This window comes from Kineococcus endophyticus, from assembly GCF_040796495.1.
GTDB classification, from domain to species: domain Bacteria; phylum Actinomycetota; class Actinomycetes; order Actinomycetales; family Kineococcaceae; genus Kineococcus; species Kineococcus endophyticus.
The window spans coordinates 247910-264093 of the sequence record NZ_JBFNQN010000006.1 but is presented as its reverse complement, the minus strand read 5'-3'; the positions used below and the strand labels follow the sequence as shown (position 1 = coordinate 264093).

20 protein-coding genes, 1 tRNA gene and 1 pseudogene are annotated in these 16184 nt (G+C 74.4%); 10 read left to right on the top strand and 12 right to left on the bottom strand.

Translation table 11 applies throughout. The annotated features are described in order from the left end of the window. Nucleotides 1-40: 40 nt before the first annotated feature. A complete protein-coding gene (locus tag AB1207_RS10680; RefSeq protein WP_367638169.1) occupies nucleotides 41-472 on the bottom strand; it encodes a VOC family protein in 432 nt (143 codons plus the stop codon). Further along, the gene (locus tag AB1207_RS10675) at nucleotides 456-1319 is read right to left on the bottom strand and encodes an AraC family transcriptional regulator (protein WP_367638168.1); all 864 of its coding nucleotides are present in this window, start codon (nucleotides 1317-1319) and stop codon (nucleotides 456-458) included. Before AB1207_RS10675 ends, AB1207_RS10680 begins: the two co-directional genes overlap by 17 nt. 60 nt (nucleotides 1320-1379) lie before the next feature. On the opposite strand from AB1207_RS10675, the gene AB1207_RS10670 reads away from it, so the two are divergent. The 4 genes from AB1207_RS10670 to AB1207_RS10655 all read left to right on the top strand — a co-directional run bounded on the left by AB1207_RS10670 (nucleotide 1380) and on the right by AB1207_RS10655 (nucleotide 3757). Beyond that, on the top strand, nucleotides 1380-1625 hold the full coding sequence (locus AB1207_RS10670; protein WP_367638167.1) for a DUF2630 family protein: 246 nt from the start codon (nucleotides 1380-1382) through the stop codon (nucleotides 1623-1625). 45 nt (nucleotides 1626-1670) lie between these two features. Next, entirely contained in the window at nucleotides 1671-2429 is a 759-nt protein-coding gene (locus AB1207_RS10665) for an SDR family oxidoreductase (protein WP_367638165.1), read from the top strand. A gap of 123 nt (nucleotides 2430-2552) precedes the next feature. Beyond that, nucleotides 2553-3155, top strand: coding sequence for a ClpP family protease (locus AB1207_RS10660; protein ID WP_367638164.1), 603 nt, complete (start codon nucleotides 2553-2555; stop codon nucleotides 3153-3155). Then, on the top strand, nucleotides 3155-3757 hold the full coding sequence (locus AB1207_RS10655; protein WP_367638163.1) for a ClpP family protease: 603 nt from the start codon (nucleotides 3155-3157) through the stop codon (nucleotides 3755-3757). Before AB1207_RS10660 ends, AB1207_RS10655 begins: the two co-directional genes overlap by 1 nt. 4 nt (nucleotides 3758-3761) lie before the next feature. Here the strand turns inward: AB1207_RS10655 and AB1207_RS10650 are convergent. Next, nucleotides 3762-4510 (bottom strand): annotated as a pseudogene (locus tag AB1207_RS10650) (SDR family NAD(P)-dependent oxidoreductase). Between the two features lie 106 nt (nucleotides 4511-4616). On the opposite strand from AB1207_RS10650, the gene AB1207_RS10645 reads away from it, so the two are divergent. After that, nucleotides 4617-5216, top strand: a complete 600-nt coding sequence (locus AB1207_RS10645) for a TetR/AcrR family transcriptional regulator (protein ID WP_367638162.1) — start codon at nucleotides 4617-4619, stop codon at nucleotides 5214-5216. 58 nt (nucleotides 5217-5274) lie between these two features. Here the strand turns inward: AB1207_RS10645 and AB1207_RS10640 are convergent, their stop codons facing one another. From AB1207_RS10640 to AB1207_RS10620, 5 genes are all read right to left on the bottom strand, one after another. Next, the gene (locus AB1207_RS10640; RefSeq protein WP_437178909.1) at nucleotides 5275-5625 is read right to left on the bottom strand and encodes a helix-turn-helix domain-containing protein; all 351 of its coding nucleotides are present in this window, start codon (nucleotides 5623-5625) and stop codon (nucleotides 5275-5277) included. A 102-nt stretch (nucleotides 5626-5727) separates the two neighbouring features. Continuing rightward, a complete protein-coding gene (locus AB1207_RS10635; RefSeq protein WP_367638161.1) occupies nucleotides 5728-7284 on the bottom strand; it encodes a methyl-accepting chemotaxis protein in 1557 nt (518 codons plus the stop codon). Nucleotides 7285-7369: 85 nt separating this feature from the next. Then, nucleotides 7370-7906, bottom strand: a complete 537-nt coding sequence (locus AB1207_RS10630) for a SigE family RNA polymerase sigma factor (protein ID WP_367638159.1) — start codon at nucleotides 7904-7906, stop codon at nucleotides 7370-7372. Next, nucleotides 7903-8724, bottom strand: a complete 822-nt coding sequence (locus AB1207_RS10625; protein WP_367638157.1) for a hypothetical protein — start codon at nucleotides 8722-8724, stop codon at nucleotides 7903-7905. Before AB1207_RS10625 ends, AB1207_RS10630 begins: the two co-directional genes overlap by 4 nt. Before the next feature lie 106 nt (nucleotides 8725-8830). Next, on the bottom strand, nucleotides 8831-9523 hold the full coding sequence (locus tag AB1207_RS10620) for an NUDIX domain-containing protein (RefSeq protein ID WP_367638155.1): 693 nt from the start codon (nucleotides 9521-9523) through the stop codon (nucleotides 8831-8833). 54 nt (nucleotides 9524-9577) lie between these two features. On the opposite strand from AB1207_RS10620, the gene AB1207_RS10615 reads away from it, so the two are divergent. Next, nucleotides 9578-10333, top strand: a complete 756-nt coding sequence (locus AB1207_RS10615) for a DeoR/GlpR family DNA-binding transcription regulator (RefSeq protein WP_367638154.1) — start codon at nucleotides 9578-9580, stop codon at nucleotides 10331-10333. Between the two features lie 59 nt (nucleotides 10334-10392). On the opposite strand, the gene AB1207_RS10610 is transcribed toward AB1207_RS10615, so the two are convergent. Beyond that, nucleotides 10393-10465: transfer RNA gene (locus AB1207_RS10610), tRNA-Glu, on the bottom strand. Between the two features lie 77 nt (nucleotides 10466-10542). Beyond that, the gene (locus tag AB1207_RS10605; protein ID WP_367638152.1) at nucleotides 10543-11409 is read right to left on the bottom strand and encodes an NAD(P)-dependent oxidoreductase; all 867 of its coding nucleotides are present in this window, start codon (nucleotides 11407-11409) and stop codon (nucleotides 10543-10545) included. Nucleotides 11410-11536: 127 nt separating this feature from the next. Between AB1207_RS10605 and AB1207_RS10600 the strand changes: the two genes are divergently transcribed. Beyond that, a complete protein-coding gene (locus AB1207_RS10600) occupies nucleotides 11537-12880 on the top strand; it encodes a sensor histidine kinase (RefSeq protein WP_367638150.1) in 1344 nt (447 codons plus the stop codon). A 50-nt stretch (nucleotides 12881-12930) separates the two neighbouring features. Continuing rightward, a complete protein-coding gene (locus tag AB1207_RS10595; RefSeq protein ID WP_367638262.1) occupies nucleotides 12931-13608 on the top strand; it encodes a response regulator in 678 nt (225 codons plus the stop codon). 21 nt (nucleotides 13609-13629) lie between these two features. On the opposite strand, the gene AB1207_RS10590 is transcribed toward AB1207_RS10595, so the two are convergent. Continuing rightward, nucleotides 13630-14502: an aldo/keto reductase gene (locus tag AB1207_RS10590; RefSeq protein ID WP_367638149.1), complete on the bottom strand. Its 873-nt coding sequence runs from the start codon at nucleotides 14500-14502 to the stop codon at nucleotides 13630-13632. A gap of 140 nt (nucleotides 14503-14642) precedes the next feature. On the opposite strand from AB1207_RS10590, the gene AB1207_RS10585 reads away from it, so the two are divergent. Both AB1207_RS10585 and AB1207_RS10580 read left to right on the top strand, forming a co-directional pair. Continuing rightward, nucleotides 14643-15017 (top strand): VOC family protein, encoded by a 375-nt coding sequence (locus AB1207_RS10585; RefSeq protein ID WP_367638148.1) that lies wholly within the window; start codon nucleotides 14643-14645, stop codon nucleotides 15015-15017. 5 nt (nucleotides 15018-15022) lie between these two features. Continuing rightward, entirely contained in the window at nucleotides 15023-15451 is a 429-nt protein-coding gene (locus AB1207_RS10580) for a DMP19 family protein (RefSeq protein WP_367638147.1), read from the top strand. Between the two features lie 9 nt (nucleotides 15452-15460). On the opposite strand, the gene AB1207_RS10575 is transcribed toward AB1207_RS10580, so the two are convergent. After that, nucleotides 15461-16150, bottom strand: a complete 690-nt coding sequence (locus tag AB1207_RS10575) for an O-methyltransferase (RefSeq protein ID WP_367638145.1) — start codon at nucleotides 16148-16150, stop codon at nucleotides 15461-15463. Nucleotides 16151-16184: the final 34 nt, after the last annotated feature.

Below are 16184 nucleotides of genomic sequence, written 5' to 3'. Positions count from 1 at the left end.
CCCCGCACACCGTGACACCCGCCGGACACCCGCCGGCCACTCACACCCGCGGCTCTCCCCGGTAGGTCCCGAACGACCAGTGGTTGCCCTCCGGGTCGCGGACGGTGAACTCGCGCGAGCCGTAGCCCTGCTTGACCACGTCACCCGCGTCGGCGCCGGCGGCGCGGGCCCGGGCGCGGACGGCGTCGAGCGCGGCGTCGTCGGGGACGACGACGTAGCAGCCGGCCCCTCCCGCGCCCACGTGCCAGCCCGTACCGGGGCGTTCGGAGCCCAGCATCACGCCGCCCCCGTGGGGCCAGGACAGCTGCGCGTGCGCCACGAGATCCCCCTCACCGGGCACCACGAGCGTCTCCTCGAAGCCGAAGGCGTCGACGAGGAAGGCGATGAGCGCGCGGGCGTCGCGGGCGCGGAAGGCCGGCCACACGGTGGGGACGGGGGTGGTGGGGACGGGGGCCTCAGAGTTCGTCGTCATCCCCCGACCCTGCCGCGAGCAGCGGGTCGGTGTCGTGGACGGATCGGAACTCCTGCGCCCGCCACGTCGTCGGTGGCAGCCCCGCGAACTCGCGGAAGTCGCGCACGAGGTGGGAGGCGTCGCAGTGCCCCGCGAGCGCGGCGACGTCGCTGACGCGCAGGCCGGCATCGTGCTGCAGGAGGCGGCGGGCCCGGTCGAACCGCGCCACCCGGCCCAGCGCGCTCGGCGACAACCCCGTCTCGCGCCGCACGAGCGTCGTGAGGTGACGCGCGCTCCACCCGGTCGCGCGGGCGACGGTGGCGACCCCGTCACCGCCCACCAGACGGCGGCACGCCGTCCCGAGCCCGGCGGGCAGGTCCGTGGACGGAGTGCTCAGCCGGTCCGTGAACCACCGGTCGAGCAGGTCGAACCGCGCTCCCCAGTCGAGGACGGACAGCCTGTCCCGCAGGCGGTCCACCTCCGACCCGAGGACCGCGTCCGCTGGCAGGTCCAGCGCCGCCAGCTCCCCCGCAGGCGCTCCGAGGACGCTGCGGGCGGCCAGCGGGTGCAGCGCGACCTGCATCCCGGACTGCCGTCCCCCGTGGGCGATGACCGCGGGCCGCACGTGCAACCCGCCGACGAGCGCGTCGTAGCGGCCGCCCGGCTGCTGCGCGTCGGGGTGGGACACGACGTGCAGCGGGTCGTCGAGCGTGATCACGACGGTCAGCCACGGCGACGGCAGCCCCAGGTGCCGCACCGGCGGGATCCCGCGCTGGCGGTACCCCGAGTACGCGCCGACCCAGGGGCGCAGCGCCCGTGCCGGGGCGCGGGTGACGTACTCGTCCACCGGCTGCACCGTCTCGTCCACCTCCGGATGCTCCTCCCGCCCGCGCTCGCGGTCCAGCACCGCCCGCGGCAGGATCCGGGCATGGACGAGCACGACATCCACCAGCGGATCAGCGACCTGGTCGCCACCGAGCACCGCCTCCGCGAGGCGCTGCAGAAGGGCGAACTGTCGGCCGACGAGGAGCACGCGCAGCTGCGGGCCGCCGAGGAGGCGCTCGACCAGGCCTGGGACCTGCTGCGCCAGCGCGACGCGCGCCGGAGCGCGGGGCAGGACCCGGAGAGGGCGGCGGCCCGGCCCGTCGACGAGGTCGAGCACTACCAGCAGTAGGAAACCCGTCGCGTCCCCACCCGGGCCCCGTCCAGGGTGGGGGGCATGACGCAGCGACCGGTGGTGCTCGTGACGGGGGTCGGACGACGGGTCGGCATCGGGGCCGGCATCGCCGCGCAGCTGGCGCGCGACGGCTGGGACGTCGCCACCAGCCACTGGGCGCCGTACGACGAGCGGATGCCGTGGGGGCCGCAACCGGATGACCCCGAGCGGGTCCACGCCGACCTGCGGGCCACCGGGGCGCGCACCGTCGCCGTCCCCGCCGACCTGGCCGACCCCGGAACGCCGGCCCGGTTGTTCGACGCGGTCGAGGACGCCCTGGGCGCCGTGACCGCGCTCGTGATGTGCCACTGCGAATCGGTGGACTCCTCGATCCTCGACACCACCGTCGAGAGCTTCGACCGGCACATGGCCGTGAACGCGCGGGCGACGTGGCTGCTCGTCGCGGAGTTCGCCCGCCGGTTGCGGGTGGAACCGGGCACCGGCCGGATCGTGGCGATCACGAGCGACCACACCACGCACAACCTCCCCTACGGCGCGAGCAAGGGCGCCATGGACCGCATCGTCCTGGCCGCCGCACGCGAACTGCAGCACCAGCGCCTGACCGCGAACGTCGTGAACCCCGGCCCCGTCGACACGGGCTGGATGGACGACGCCGTCCGGGAGGCCGCGCTGGCGCCGAACCCGCGCGGGCGGCTCGGCACCCCGCAGGACACCGCCGACCTCGTCGCGTTCCTGCTGTCCGACCGTGGGGGCTGGATCAACGGGCAACTGCTGTTCTCCGACGGCGGCTGGAAGGCCTGACCGCCGGCCCGTCGTCGCGTTCGCCCGCGGTGGATCTCCTGCGAGCAGAAAGCCCTTCCCGGGGACGGCCCGCGGGCCGACGGTGGTGGAACGCACCGCTCCACCGTCTGCAGAGGAGAACCGATGTCCACCACGACCCTGGCGGGCCCGTTCGACGACCAGTTGTCCCAGCGCCTCCTGTTCCAGCGCATCGTCGTCCTGGGCCAGGAGGTAGACGACGCGATCGCGAACCGGATCACCGCGCAACTGCTGCTGCTGTCGGCCGACGACCCGCGGTCCGACATCGCGCTGTACGTGAACTCCCCCGGGGGTTCGGTGACGGCCGGCCTGGCGATCTACGACACCATGAAGCTCATCCCGAACGACGTCTCGACGCTCGTCATGGGGATGGCCGCGAGCATGGGGCAGTTCCTCCTGTGCGCGGGAACCGCCGGCAAGCGCTACGCCCTGCCGCACGCGCGCGTCATGATGCACCAGCCCTCGGGCGGGATCGGCGGCACAGCGGCAGACATCGCGATCCAGGCCGAGAACCTCGAGCACACGCGGTCCGTCCTCACCCGGCTGACGGCCCGGCACACGGGCCAGGACGAGGCCACGATCCGGCAGGACTCCGAACGGGACCGGTGGTTCACGGCCGACGAGGCCCTGGAGTACGGGATGGTCGACCACGTCGTCACCGGAGTTTCGGACGTGCGCCTCGGCTCGGCCCGGAAGGTGGGGCTGTGATGAGCTGGCCCATCCCCTACGTGGTCGAGTCAACCCCCCGCGGCGACCGCACGTCGGACGTGTTCAGCCGACTGCTGTCGGACCGCATCGTGTTCCTGCACGGCGAGATCGACGACGCCGTCGCCAACGTCGTCATCGCCCAGCTCGTGCACCTGGCCTCGGAGTCGGCGACCGCCGACGTGAACCTCTACATCAACTCCCCCGGGGGTTCCGCGACGGCGCTCATGGCGGTCTACGACACGATGCAGTTCATCCAGCCCGACGTCGCGACGTTCTGCGTCGGGCAGGCCGCCTCGGCCGCGGCGGTGCTGCTGGCGGCCGGCGCCCCCGGCAAGCGGTCGGTCCTGGAACACTCCCGCGTCCTGCTGCACCAGCCGTCGGGCGGGGCGCAGGGGACCGCCGCCGACCTGCAGATCCAGGCGAAGGAGGTCCTGCGGATCCGCTCGGAGATCGAGGACGTCCTCGCGCGGCACACCGGCCGCGACGTCGAGCAGTTGCGCCGCGACCTCGACCGCGACCTCGTCCTGCCCGGCGCCGCGGCCGTCGAGTACGGGGTGGCAGACCGGGTCGTCTCGCCCGCCGGGGTCCTGACGGCGGGGTGAAACCTCAGACCGCCGACCAGCCCCCGTCCGAGGGCAGGACGACGCCGTTGACGTTCGCGGCGTCGTCGCTGAGCAGCCAGGTGATGCTGGCCGCGAGCTGGTCGGCGGTCGCCGGCGCCGGGACCACCGTCTGCAGGACCGGTCCGACGCGCTGGGCCGCGAGTTCGGAACGCATCGGCGCCTCGATGTTCGTGATGACGGCCCCCGGGGCTACGGCGTTGGCCCGGATGCCCTGCGGTCCGTGGAAGAACGCGATGCTCTTGGTCAGCCCGTTCACGGCGTGCTTGGAGGCCGTGTAGGCGACACCCGACGCCGACGCCCGCAGGCTCGCCTCGGACGAGACGTTGACGACCGCCCCCTTCCCGCGGCCGTCATCACCGGCAGGACGGCCCGCACCAGCCGCATCGGTGCGGTGAGGTTCACGGCGAACACGCGGTCCCAGGTGGCGTCGTCGACCTCGGACGGCGGGAGGAACGCGTCCATGATCCCCGCGACGTTCGCCAGGGCGTCGATCCGCTCCCCCGCGGCCGCGACGACGGCGGAGACACCCGCCTCGGTCGTGATGTCGCCCACCACGGGCACGAGGTCGAGGTCGGCGAACTCGGCGACGAGCGCGTCGAGGCGCTCACCGGAGACGTCGGCGGCGACGACCCGGGCTCCCTCGCGGGCCAGGCGGACGGTGGTGGCCCGCCCGATGCCGGAGCCGGCACCGGTGACGATCGCGGTCCGTCCCAGGAAGCGCCCGGGGACCACGGGCAGGTCGGTCACGGCGGGAGACTGGGTGGGGAACTCGGCGGCGGAAGCGGTGGACACGACGTCCTCCTCGGCGGCGGGGATGGGAGCACCATTGAAGCACTCAGTGCATCAAACGGACCGGGGGTCCGGCCGGACCCGCCCCCGGGGCCGCCCCCCTGCCACGTCGCCGTCCGCGATCGCCGTCACGGCGCTGCGCCTGTTCACCGAGCAGGGGTACGAGACGACGACGATGGAGGACGTCGCCCGCTCCTGCGGCATCGCGCGCCGCACGCTGTTCAGCTACTACCCGTCCAAGAGCGCGATCGTCTGGGACGGCCGGGAGCAGGCCACCGACGCCATCGCCGCCGCCCTCGCCGACGTCCTCGCCACGACCCCGTGGCGGGAGGCGCTCGTCGAGCTCCTCCCCACGGCCCTCGTGTTCCCCGACGGCGACGAGGCGCTCCTGCGCGCACGCCTGCGACTCATGGCCGCCACCCCGGAGCTGCGGTCCCACCTGCTCGCGGTGCAGTTCTCGGTCCTGGACGAACTCGCGGCCTTCGTCGCCGACCGGGCTCCCGAGGAGGACGGGCTGGCGGTGGCCGTGGCCGTGCACGCCGCGCTCTCGGCCATGACGGCAGGCCTGCTGTGGTGGGCGACGAACGAGGGTCAGGAATTGCGTCCCACGCTGCGGCGGGTACTGGAGCAGGTGCTCCTCACCGGGTAGGAGGCGTGGTGTGCGGGTACGGCAGGACGTGCCCCCGAGGGGCGCTGCCCCGCGCGCGTCAGGCGACGAGGGAGAGCGAGACCGTCGGCGCGGACGAGACGACGGGAACCGCCGGCTCGACGACCGACGTGAGGTCCCGGACGTGACGACTGGTGCGCAGCAACAGGTCCGCGAGGTCCAGGCCCAGGGCGCCGCAGATCGCGGCGAGCACCTCGGAGGACGGTTCCTTGCGCCCGCGTTCCACCTCGGACAGGTGCGGCAGGGAGACGCGGGCGTCGGACGCGACGTCGGACAGGGTGCGGCCCTGGGCCGTCCGCTCGGCGCGCAGGACGCTGCCGAGGGCGTCGCGCAGCAGGGGGTCCGGACGGCGGCGCACGCGACGGGGCGGGACGACGGTCAGCGTGCGCACGGGAACCTCCACCGGTCGGTTCCCCACGACGCTACGGGCCGTTGGGGGGCCGCCGCACCGCCGTCCGCTCAGGGCGGACGACGGTGCGGCGGGTTCAGGGGGTCAGCGCCGCGCGGACGGGCGCTCGTAGGCGGTCGCCATGGCGACCTGCTCGTCGATGACCTCGGAGATCCGCGCCTGCACCGTGTCGAGTTCACGGATGATCGCGGCGGTCTCGTTGATGCCGCCGGAGACGGCGGAACTCGACGCCTGGATGCCGGAGATCTGCTGCGCGACGCGCTGGGTGGCGTCGGCGGTCTCGCGCGCCAGGTCCTTGACCTCGCTGGCGACGACCGCGAAACCCCGGCCGAGTTCCCCGGCGCGGGCGGCCTCGATCGTGGCGTTGAGCGCGAGGAGGTTCGTCTGGTCGGCGATGCCGGAGATGATCTTGATGACCTCCCCGACCGCGGCCGACGCCTGCGTCAGCGCGTCGACCTCGCCCGTCATGGTCGAGGCCTGGCCGACGGCGGCGTCCGCGACGCGTCCGGCGTCGTTCACCGCATCCCGCAGGCGGGAGACCGTGTCGAGCAGTTCGTGGGACCGCGCGGCGTCGTGCTCGCTGCGGCGCAACACGTCCAGGCGTTGCGAGACCAGCTGCTGCACGTTGCGCAGCGAGGACGCACGCGACTCGGACAGGTCGATGACGTCGGTGGCGAAGAAGTCCATCGTCCCGACGACGCGCCCCTCGGACAGGATCGGGAAGCAGACGCCCGACTTCACGCCGGCACGCTGGGCCGCGGGGGCCCGCACGCAGTCGGTCATCTCGGCGAGGTCGCGGACGTAGACGAGGTCGCGCTGGCGCCAGGCCCGGCCGGACAGGCCGACACCCTCGGCGAAGCTCGCCGCGAGGGTGACCCGACGGAACTCCTCGCCGGCCGATCCCGACTCGACGACGAACCTCAGCGTCGCGCTGTCCTCGTCGAGCGCCCAGTACGACCCGTAGGCCCAGCCGAACGCCTCGCGGACGGTCTCGAGCGCCGTGCGGAGGGCGGCCTCCTGGTTCGCGGCGGCGCCGACGTTCGTCACGACGGTCGTCACGGCGGCGCGGTCGTTGAGCGTCTCCTGCAGCGCGGCGGTGTCCAGGGCGCGACGACGGGCGTGCGCGGCGACGCGGCCGATGGCCGACCACTTCTCGGCGCGGCCGCCGAAGAACGGCAGTTCGTTGCGGGAGTAGTACTCGTGGATCGCGACCACGCGCCCGTTCTCGACGACGGGCAGCTGACCGCCGCTCTTGGCCCCGGCGGCGCGGGCGTCGCGCCAGCGCTGGCAGGCCATGGCCTCGGGGGAGTCGTCGCACTGCACGGGTTCGCGGGTGGAGATGGCCTTCCCGCCACACCCGTCGCCCACGCCGATGGCCAGGCCACGGCTCGAGGCGAGCGCGGCGGCCAGCGGGCCGACCTCCGCGGCGACGGTGAACCGACCGTCGGGGCCGGGCAGCCAGACCCCGCCGTAGCTGAGGTCGAGGGCCTGGGAGAGTCCGCGGACGCACGCCAGCTGGGCGTCGAGCTCGGTCGTGATGCCCGAGTCGAGGGCGGCGAGGACCGCCTCGAGGGCCTCGACGTCGCGCGGCATGGGCCCGGTCATGACCTGACCGACGGCGGCCTTCTGGCGTCCGAACACTGCCCACTCCCCACACCGGGTGACGAAACTTCTAGAAGCGTTGCTCCCAGAGAGTCCTTCGACCAGGTGCGCCGAGAACTTGAACTCAGTCCCCCCGGCCGTTCCCCCGGCCGTCCGCGAGGTGCTCGCGCAGCGTCGCCAGCCCCCGGTGGGCGTTGCTGCGCACCGTCCCGGTGGTCACGTCGAGCAGGTCGGCGATCTGCTCGTCGGAGCAGTCCTCGAAGTGGCGCAGGACGAGCACGGTGCGCTGCTTCGTCGGGAGCCGGCGCAGCGCGGTGAGCAGCTCGTCGCGGTCGGCGACCTGCCCGCTCCGGTCGGCGGTCGCGCCCTCGGGCAGGTCCCCGGTGGGCCGTTCGCGCCGGGCGGCCCGCCGCCAGAACGAGGTGGAGGCGTTGACCACCATGCGGTTGACGTAGGCGACGGGGTCGTCCGCGGCACTGACGCGCCCCCACGACAGCAGCGCCTTGGCGAGCACGTCCTGGACGACGTCCTCGGCCGCGTGCGGGTCCCGCAGCAGCCCACGGGCGAGGCGGACCAGGGCCGGGCCCCGGGCGGCGACGAACTCCTCGAACGTCAGGACGCCGGCCTCGTCGGGTGCGCGGGTGGTGGTGCGGGGTGTCACCGGGCGCCCCCGCCGGCGTCGGTGAGGTCGGCGGCCAGCTGCAGCTCGCGGGAGGCCAGGGCCGCCGCCTGGTCCAGGGCGCTCTGCCCGTCGGGCTGGTAGGTCGTCGTCGTGACCTTGACGACGAGCTGCCCCGTCCGCGCGACGACGGTGGCGTTCCACGACGGGTCGTCGCCGAGCGTGGCGGCCCGGTAGCCGGCGACCACCTGCTCGGCGTCGACGGCCGCGGGGGCCAGCATCCACACCGCGCCCCCGAGCTGCGTGGTGGTGCAGTCCTGGGCGTCCTGCGCGGTCGCCGCCATCCACTCCTGGGCGGCCGTTCCGCGGAAGAGCAGCACCCGCAGCCCGACGTCCTCCGGCGGACCCGAGCGCGCGGTCGGGGATCCACCCCAGCCCGCCGCCCGGCTGTCGACGACCGTGCTGGTGCCGTCGTAGGCGTCGTCCTGGCAGAACCCGGAGTTCGTCGACACGTCCTGCCCCAGCAGTTCCAGGCCGGGGACCACCGCGTCGACGTCCCGCGTCGAGAGCAGGGCCTCGTTCGGGACGGCCGTCACCGTGGGCGACGGGGTGGCCGGCACGACGGGCCGGACCGACGTCGGGTCTTGACCCCACTGGGACACCCCGAACGGGACACCCAGGGCGAGGACCGCGACGACGCCGGCCACCCCCTGCCGGCGTCGCCGGATGGTGCGGGCGCGCCCCCGCGCCCCCGCGACGAGAGCGGACACGTCGACCCCGACGTCGGCCGCGCCCGCGCGTCGCAACGCGCGGACCAGGTCGTCGTCCCCCGGGTCGGCTCCCCTCCGGTGCTCGCTCATCGCGTCGTCCCCCTCGTGCTCCCCCTCCGAGCGGCCGCCTGCTGCGACCGCCTCCGAGCAGCAGACGCCCCACCGGGCCGCGGCGTTGCACGCGGCGTCGGACCGATCAGCGACGCCCCTCGCGGAAGGGTCCGTGCAGCACCGCCCACTGCAGCAGCGTGACGGTCTTGCCGTCGCTGATCCTCCCGTCCCGGCACATCGCGAGGGCCTCGTCGACGTCCAGTTCGACGACCTCGATGTCCTCGCCCTCCTCCGCCACCCCACCCCCGGCGTCGGTGCGGTCGGCCGGGGCGTAGGGGGCGGCGTAGAAGTGCAGGCGCTCGGTCACCGACCCCGGGCTCATGAACAGGTCGAACAGGTGCTCGACGGTGCCGACGTGGACGCCGAGCTCCTCGGCGGCCTCGCGCCGGACGGCCGTCTCGGGGTCGTCGGCGTCGAGCAGGCCGGCGGCGGCCTCCAGCAGCACGCCGTCGGGGTGACCGTTGACGTAGGCGGGGTAGCGGAACTGGCGGGTGAGCAGGACGGTGCGGCGCCCGAGGTCGTACAGCAGCAGGGTGGCGCCGTCGCCGCGGTCGTACGTCTCGCGCTGCTGCACGGTCCACGTCCCGTCCCGACGACGCAGGTCGAAGGTGGTGCGGCGCAGCACGTGCCAGCCGTCGGAGGTCACCTCGACGTCGCGCACGACGACGTCCGGGTTGCCGCGCAGGTCGCGCCCGACGCGGTCCAGGCCGGTCCGTCCGCGGCCGTCGGGGACGTCGACCCCGGGGCGGGGGTCGCTCGGGGCCGGTGCGTGCGTCATGATGCGAGCGTACGCGAATTGCGTAGAAACGTGCACGAACACGGAGGAACGAGGATGCTGGCAGCTCAGCGCCGCGACTGGCTCCTGGCGCGGATGGCCCGCGACGGACGGCTCGTCGCGAAGGACGTCGCGGCTGAACTGGGGGTGTCGGAGGACTCGGTGCGCCGCGACCTGCGCGACCTGGCCGCCGCCGGCCTGTGCCAGCGGGTCTACGGCGGCGCGTTGCCGGCCTCCCCCGCCGTGGCCGACTACGCGGCCCGCACCCGGCTCGCGACCGACAGCAAGGAGCGGGTCGCCCGGCGCGCGGTGCATCTCGTCCAGCCGGGGTCGACCGTCGTGCTGGACGGCGGGACGACGACGCTCGCGGTGGCCCGGGCCCTGCCGCCCGACCTCGCCTGCACGGTCGTCACCCACAGCCCGACGATCGCGGTGGCGCTCCTCGACCACCCGTCCGTCGACGTCTTCGTCCTCGGTGGGCGCCTGTTCAAGCACAGCGCGGTCACGTGCGGGGCGGCGACGGCCGAGGCCGCCCAGACCGTCTCGGCCGACCTGTTCCTCCTCGGGGTGACGGGCGTGCACCCCGAGCGCGGGCTGACGACCGGCGACCCGGACGAGGCGGCCGTGAAGCGGCTGCTGGCCGGGCGGTCCGCCGAGACGTGGGTGCTGGCGTCGGCCGAGAAGGTGGGAGCGGCCTCGCCGTACGGGGTGGTGCCCTGGGACGCCGTCGCGGGCGTCGTGACGGACACGGACGACGACGGGGCCGTGGGCGCGCTGGAGCAGCGGGGCGTGCGCGTGCTGCGCGCGGACTGAGCGTTCCGGGCGGGAACGCGAGAAGGCCCCCGGTCACGTGGACCGGGGGCCTTCCTCGGTAGCCCCGACGGGATTCGAACCCGCGCTACCGCCGTGAGAGGGCGGCGTGCTGGGCCGCTACACAACGGGGCCCCAGCGCCGTTCCGTTCCCGGAACCGGCAGGCAGGAGTCTACCCGCTGCGCGCCGGTGCCCTGGACACCGTGGGGGCTCAGCGGGGTTCGTCCCGGGCCACCACGGAGAAGTCGTCGTCGCCGCGCCCGGCCTGCTGCGCAGCCAGCAGCCCCTGGGCCGCCACCGTCAGCGCGGGCAGGGGGAAGCGGGTGGTGGAGGTCATCAGGCCGGTGTCCTTGAGCAGCAGGTCGGCGGAGAACTGGGTGTCCCCGAACTCCCCCGACCGCAGGTTCTGCCCCTTCATGGCGGCGATGGGCCCCAGCCCGGTGCCCTTGAGCGTCGTCAGGACCTGCTCGAGGTCCAGACCGCCGGACGCACCGAGCCGCACCGCCTCGACGAGTCCCTGGAAGGAGACCGCGAGCGCCAGGTTCGCGACGAGCTTGCCCGTCGCGGCCTCCGACGCCTCGGGCAGGACCTGCAGGCGCTCCGGGTCGGCCCACAGCGAGACGAAGGGCACGGCCCGTTCGGCCGCCGGGCCACCGGCGAGCACCCCGAGGGCGCGGTTCGCGGCCGGGCCGAGCGAGCCCACGACCGGGGAGTGGACGTGGTCGACCCCGCGCTCGGCCGCCCAGCGGGCGTGCTCGGCGGCGTCGGCGGGCGCGATCGTCGTGATGTCGATCCACAGCGTCCCGGCCGCCGGCGAGAGGCCGTCGAGGACGACCTCGCGGACGGCGGGCGGCCCGAACAGGGCCGTGACGAGGACGTCGGCGCCGTCGAGGGCCTCCGTCGGGGACCCGGCGGACGTGGCCCCCGCGGCGACGAGGTCGCCGTCGCGGCCGGGCGTGCGGTTCCAGACGCGGACGTGGTGACCGGCCTCGAGGAGGTGGCCGGCCAGGACGCGCCCCATCCGGCCGAGGCCGAGGAAGGCGATCGTCGACGGGTGGTGCGTGGCGGGAGGGTTCACGGACGTTCCTCGCGGACGGGCGCACACGCTGGGTGATGCGCGGAGTGACCAAGTGCGACGGACGCGGGAGGAGCGGAGGGACGATCGGGGGACGCCGGACGCTCAACCACCTCCCTACCCTGAGGCGGTGAGTCAGCTCGCGCACCCCGTCGCTCCGCCCACCGACCCGTGGGTGACGCGCTGGCGGTTCGGCCCGCGGCTGCGCGACGTGGTCGCCGTCCTGCTGTCCCTGTCCTTCGCCGTGGCGTGGTTCCACTCCGTCGTGGTGGGGCCCCTGCGCAGCCAGCCCGGCGGGCCCGTCTTCCCCGAGGGCCTGACCTGGGTCGCCCGGGCCCAGGTCCCGCAGGTCCTCGCCTGCGTGGTCGTGGTGGCGAGCTGCCTGGCCCTGTGGTGGCGCCGGGACCACCCGGTCCTGCTCAGCCTGGTGTCCCTCGGCGTGGCGGGGGTGCTGGCCTTCGACGGCGCCCTCTACTTCGCGCTGCTGACGCTCGCGGTCCGCCGTCGCGACCGGCTGCTCGTCCTGCTGTCGGGGGCGGCCGGCGTCGTCGTCACGGTGGCGTCGCTGCGCACGACGGCCAACGGGCTCGGCTGGTCGCTGACGTCCGCGGTCGTGGGGGTGTCGCTGTGCGTCTTCGTGGGTGCGTTCGTCGGTGCTCGGCGAGACCTGGTGACGTCCCTGCGGGAGCGCGCGGAGCGGGCCGAGCACGAGCAGGTCCTGCGCGCCGAGCAGGCGCGGCTGGCCGAGCGGACCCGGATCGCCCGCGAGATGCACGACGTCCTGGCGCACCGGATCTCCCTCGTCGCCCTGCACGCCGGGGGCCTGGAGGTGCGGCCGGACGTCGGCGCCGACCAGGTCGAGGCGACGGCCGCGACGATCCGCGAGACCGCCCGGACGGCACTGGAGGACCTGCGCCGCGTGCTCGGCGTGCTGCGCGCCCCGGGGACGGGATCGGCCGCGACGACGGCCGCCGAACTGGCGCCGCAACCGACGCTCGTCGACGTCCGCCGGCTCGTGGAGTCGACGCGCGAGGCGGGGGTCGCGGCCGAGTTCCGGACGGACGTGCCCGTCCACGCCGACGTCCCCGCCGAACTGGGGCGGACGGTCTACCGGGTCGTGCAGGAGGCGCTGACGAACGTGCACAAGCACGCCCCCTCGGCGCAGACGGTCGTCACGGTCTCCGGCGAGGTCGGGCTGGAGATGCTCGTCACCGTGGTCAACGCCCGGCCGCGCGGGGCGTCGGCGGGGCTGCCCGGCGCGGGGTCCGGGCTGGTCGGGTTGTCCGAACGCGTGGGCCTGGCGGACGGGACGATCTCCTCCGGCCCCGAACCGGGCGGTGGCTTCGCGGTGCGGGCGCGGCTGCCGTGGCCGACGCCGGACGGACGGCCCCGCGCGGGTGCGTCGGCGGCGTGGACCCCGCCGGATGCGAGGATCGTGCGCACCCCGGCCGGGTCGTCGGCTCAGGAGGGGTGAGGGTGACGCATCGGGTCGAGGTGGAGGCGGACGGGGTCGTGGGCGTGGGCGTGGACGAGCAGCAGGGCAGGCCGACGAGGGTCCTGCTGGTGGACGACGACGCGCTGGTGCGCGCCGGGCTGCGGATGATCCTGTCCAGCGCCGAGGACATCGAGGTCGTCGGGGAGGCCGAGAACGGCGCCCAGGCCCTCGAGGGCGTGGCCGCGCACCGGCCCGACATCGTCCTCATGGACGTCCGGATGCCCGTCATGGACGGGTTGACCGCCGCCAAGGCCATCACCGAGCGCCCGCAGGCGCCAAGCGTCGTGATGCTGACGACGTTCGACCTCGACGAGTACGTCTTCCAGGCGCTGCAGGCGGGTGCGACGGGCTTCCTGCTCAAGGACACCCCGCCGCGCGAACTCGTCTCCGCGGTCCGGGTCGTCGCCGCGGGCGAGGCGATGCTCTCCCCCACCGTCACCCGCCGGCTCGTGGGCCACTACGCCGCCGACACCGTGAACCCGCGTCGCCGGGAGGCCGCGGAACGGCTGCGGCTGCTGACCGACCGCGAGCGCGAGGTGCTCGGGGCCGTCGGTCGTGGGCTGTCGAACGCCGAGATCGGCCGGGAGCTGTTCATGAGCGAGGCCACCGTGAAGACGCACGTGTCGCGGCTGCTCACCAAGCTCGAGGCGCACAACCGCGTGCAGGTCGCGATCGTCGCCCACGACGCGGGGCTCCTCGACGCCTGAGCGCCGAGGAACCCCGGCCCCTCACCGGCCGGCGGCCTCGAGGGTGGCGAACTCCTCGTCGCTCAGCTCGACGTCGGCCGCGGCGAGGTTCTCCTCGAGGTGGGCGACGGTCGAGGTGCCGGGGATCGGCACGATGACGGGCGAGCGGCGCAGCAGCCACGCCAGGGCGAGCTGGGACGTCGTGGCGTCGTGGTCCTTCGCGATCTCGTCGAGCGGCCCGCCGGGCCGAGCCAGGCTGCCCGCGTCGACGGGGGCCCACGGGATGAAGGCGATGCCCTGCTCCTCGCAGTACGTCAGCAGGTCCTCGGCCCGGCGGTCCCCGAGGTTGTAGCGGTTCTGCACCGAGGCGATCGTCAGGCCGGCCGCCTGGGCCTCCTTGACGTCGTCGACGTCGACCTCCGACAGGCCGACCTGCAGCGCGAGGCCCTCGTCGACGAACTCCTTGATGACCCCGAACTGCTCCTCGCGCGGGGTCTTCTCGTCGATGCGGTGCAGCTGCCACAGGTCGATGCGTTCGACGCCGAGGCGGCGCAGGGACATGAGGATGCACTGGCGCAGGTACTCCGGGCGACCCAGCGGCGGCCAGACGTCCGGGCCGTGCCGGGTCAGCCCGCCCTTGGTGGCGATGACGACGTCGCCGTAGCCGGTCCCTTTCCCGCCCGCGTCGTGCAGCGCCTCGCGGATGAGGTCCTCGGAGACGAACGGGCCGTAGGAGTCGGCGGTGTCGATGAAGGTGACGCCGAGCTCGACGGCGCGACGCAGCACGCGGACGGCTTCGTCGTGGTCCTTCGGCGGGCCCCAGACGCCGTCGCCGGTGATGCGCATGGCGCCGTAGCCGAGGCGGTGGACGGTCTTGCCGCCGAGGTCGATGGTTCCGCTGGTGGACACGGGCACGTGGTCCTCCCGGGATCGGTGGTGTCGCGGTCGCGGGAACGCTAACCCCGGCCGCGGCCGTCGACACCTCGGCGCGACGGGTGGACCGGCCCGCGGCATGATCTCCAGCCGAGAGTGCCCCCGAACGAAGGTGGAACGCCGTGAAGGTCACCCCCGTCCGCTTCACCCAGGACGTCGCCGCCATGCGCCGCTTCCTCGTGGCCCTGGGCCTGACGAGCACGTCGAGCTCGGAGGACGGGTCCTGGGTGAGCCTCGAAGCGGCCGGGGGAGGCGAGGTCGGCCTGCACAGCACCGCGACCGCGAGCTCGGGAACCCCGGCCGGCTCGACGGAGCTGGCGTTCTCGACGAACGAACCGCTCGAGGCCGTCGCCGCGCGGCTGCAGGAGGCCGGCTTCGACTCCCGCGTCGTGGAGGAGCCCTACGGCCGCGTCCTGCACGTCACGGACCCGGACGGCCGCGAGGTCGAGGTGCAGGGCACCACGACCGACCTGCACGGGTACTCCGAGGGCGACTGACGGCCGTGCCGACTCCGCTGATCGACGCGCTGAACGTCCCGGCGATCACGGCGTACGAACTCGACGACCGCACCGCGCCCCCCGGGCTGCGGGCCCTGGGGGCGGTGCTGGCGCTGCACGGGATCTCCGAGAACGGGGGGCTCGTCGGCGGCGGGGTGGAGAACCTCTTCTTCAGCCGCCGCCTCGATGACGTCGACGACGCTGCTGCGGGTCTGCGCTGGCTCGGCCTCGAGGACGTCGCGGACCTCGTCCTGCGTGCGCGGGCGGAGTTCCTGCGGTTCCGGCCCACCGGGCGGGAGGAGCTGTCCGCTGCCGACGAGGAGTTGTGGGTGCAGCTCGACGAGGAGTTCTTCGCGATCGCCCCGTCGGAGCGCTTGGAGGCAGCCGTCGCGGCCCGTCTCGCGCAGATCGCGCCGGAGCTCGCGTCCCCGTGAGGAGGGGGCTCAGCGCACGAGGGCGAGGGCGAACCCGTCCCAGCCCTTCGACCCGACGGTCTGCAGCGCGGTGACCTCCAGGCGCGGGTCCTCGCCGAGGGCTTCGAGGAACGAGCGGGTCCCGGTGACGACGGGGTCGGTGCTCGCCTCGTCGACGACCCGGCCGCCGCGCACGACGTTGTCCCCGACGATGACGCTGCCGGGGCGGGTCAACCGCAGGGCCCACTCGAGGTAGTGCGGGTTGTTCGGCTTGTCGGCGTCGATGAAGACGAGGTCGAACGGGTCGCCACCCTCGGCCTGCAGCTGCGGCAGCGTGTCGAGGGCGGCGCCGACCCGGACATCCACGACCTCGGAGAACCCGGCGCGGTCGAGGTTGCGCCGGGCGACCTCGGCGTGCCGGGGTTCGTACTCGCACGTGACGACCCGTCCGCCCGGCGGCAGCGCCCGGGCCAGGTGGATCGTGCTGAACCCGCCGAGGGTGCCGATCTCCAGGACCCGGCGGGCCCCGGTCATCCGCACGAGCAGCGACAGCAGCGCCCCCTGCAGCGGGGACACGTCGATCGCCGGCAGGCCGGCGGCCGGGTTCTCGTCGACGACGAGTTCGAGCACCTCGTCCTCGGGCAGGAGCGTCTGGACGAGGTACTCGTCGACCTCCGTCCACGCCTGGCTCGGATCGTGGTCGCCGGTGGCAGAGCGCATGACCGCACTCTGCCACCGGGCCCGCGCGGGCCGG

What these genes read in the sequence shown, in the direction of transcription:
- AB1207_RS10625 (WP_367638157.1), bottom strand. Translation starts at nt 8,724, where the DNA reads ATGAGCGAGCACCGGAGGGGAGCCGACCCGGGGGACGACGACCTGGTC.
- AB1207_RS10680 (WP_367638169.1), bottom strand. Translation starts at nt 472, where the DNA reads ATGACGACGAACTCTGAGGCCCCCGTCCCCACCACCCCCGTCCCCACC.
- AB1207_RS10655 (WP_367638163.1), top strand. Translation starts at nt 3,155, where the DNA reads ATGAGCTGGCCCATCCCCTACGTGGTCGAGTCAACCCCCCGCGGCGAC.
- AB1207_RS10670 (WP_367638167.1), top strand. Translation starts at nt 1,380, where the DNA reads ATGGACGAGCACGACATCCACCAGCGGATCAGCGACCTGGTCGCCACC.
- AB1207_RS10665 (WP_367638165.1), top strand. Translation starts at nt 1,671, where the DNA reads ATGACGCAGCGACCGGTGGTGCTCGTGACGGGGGTCGGACGACGGGTC.
- AB1207_RS10620 (WP_367638155.1), bottom strand. Translation starts at nt 9,523, where the DNA reads ATGACGCACGCACCGGCCCCGAGCGACCCCCGCCCCGGGGTCGACGTC.
- AB1207_RS10660 (WP_367638164.1), top strand. Translation starts at nt 2,553, where the DNA reads ATGTCCACCACGACCCTGGCGGGCCCGTTCGACGACCAGTTGTCCCAG.
- AB1207_RS10615 (WP_367638154.1), top strand. Translation starts at nt 9,578, where the DNA reads ATGCTGGCAGCTCAGCGCCGCGACTGGCTCCTGGCGCGGATGGCCCGC.
- AB1207_RS10575 (WP_367638145.1), bottom strand. Translation starts at nt 16,150, where the DNA reads ATGCGCTCTGCCACCGGCGACCACGATCCGAGCCAGGCGTGGACGGAG.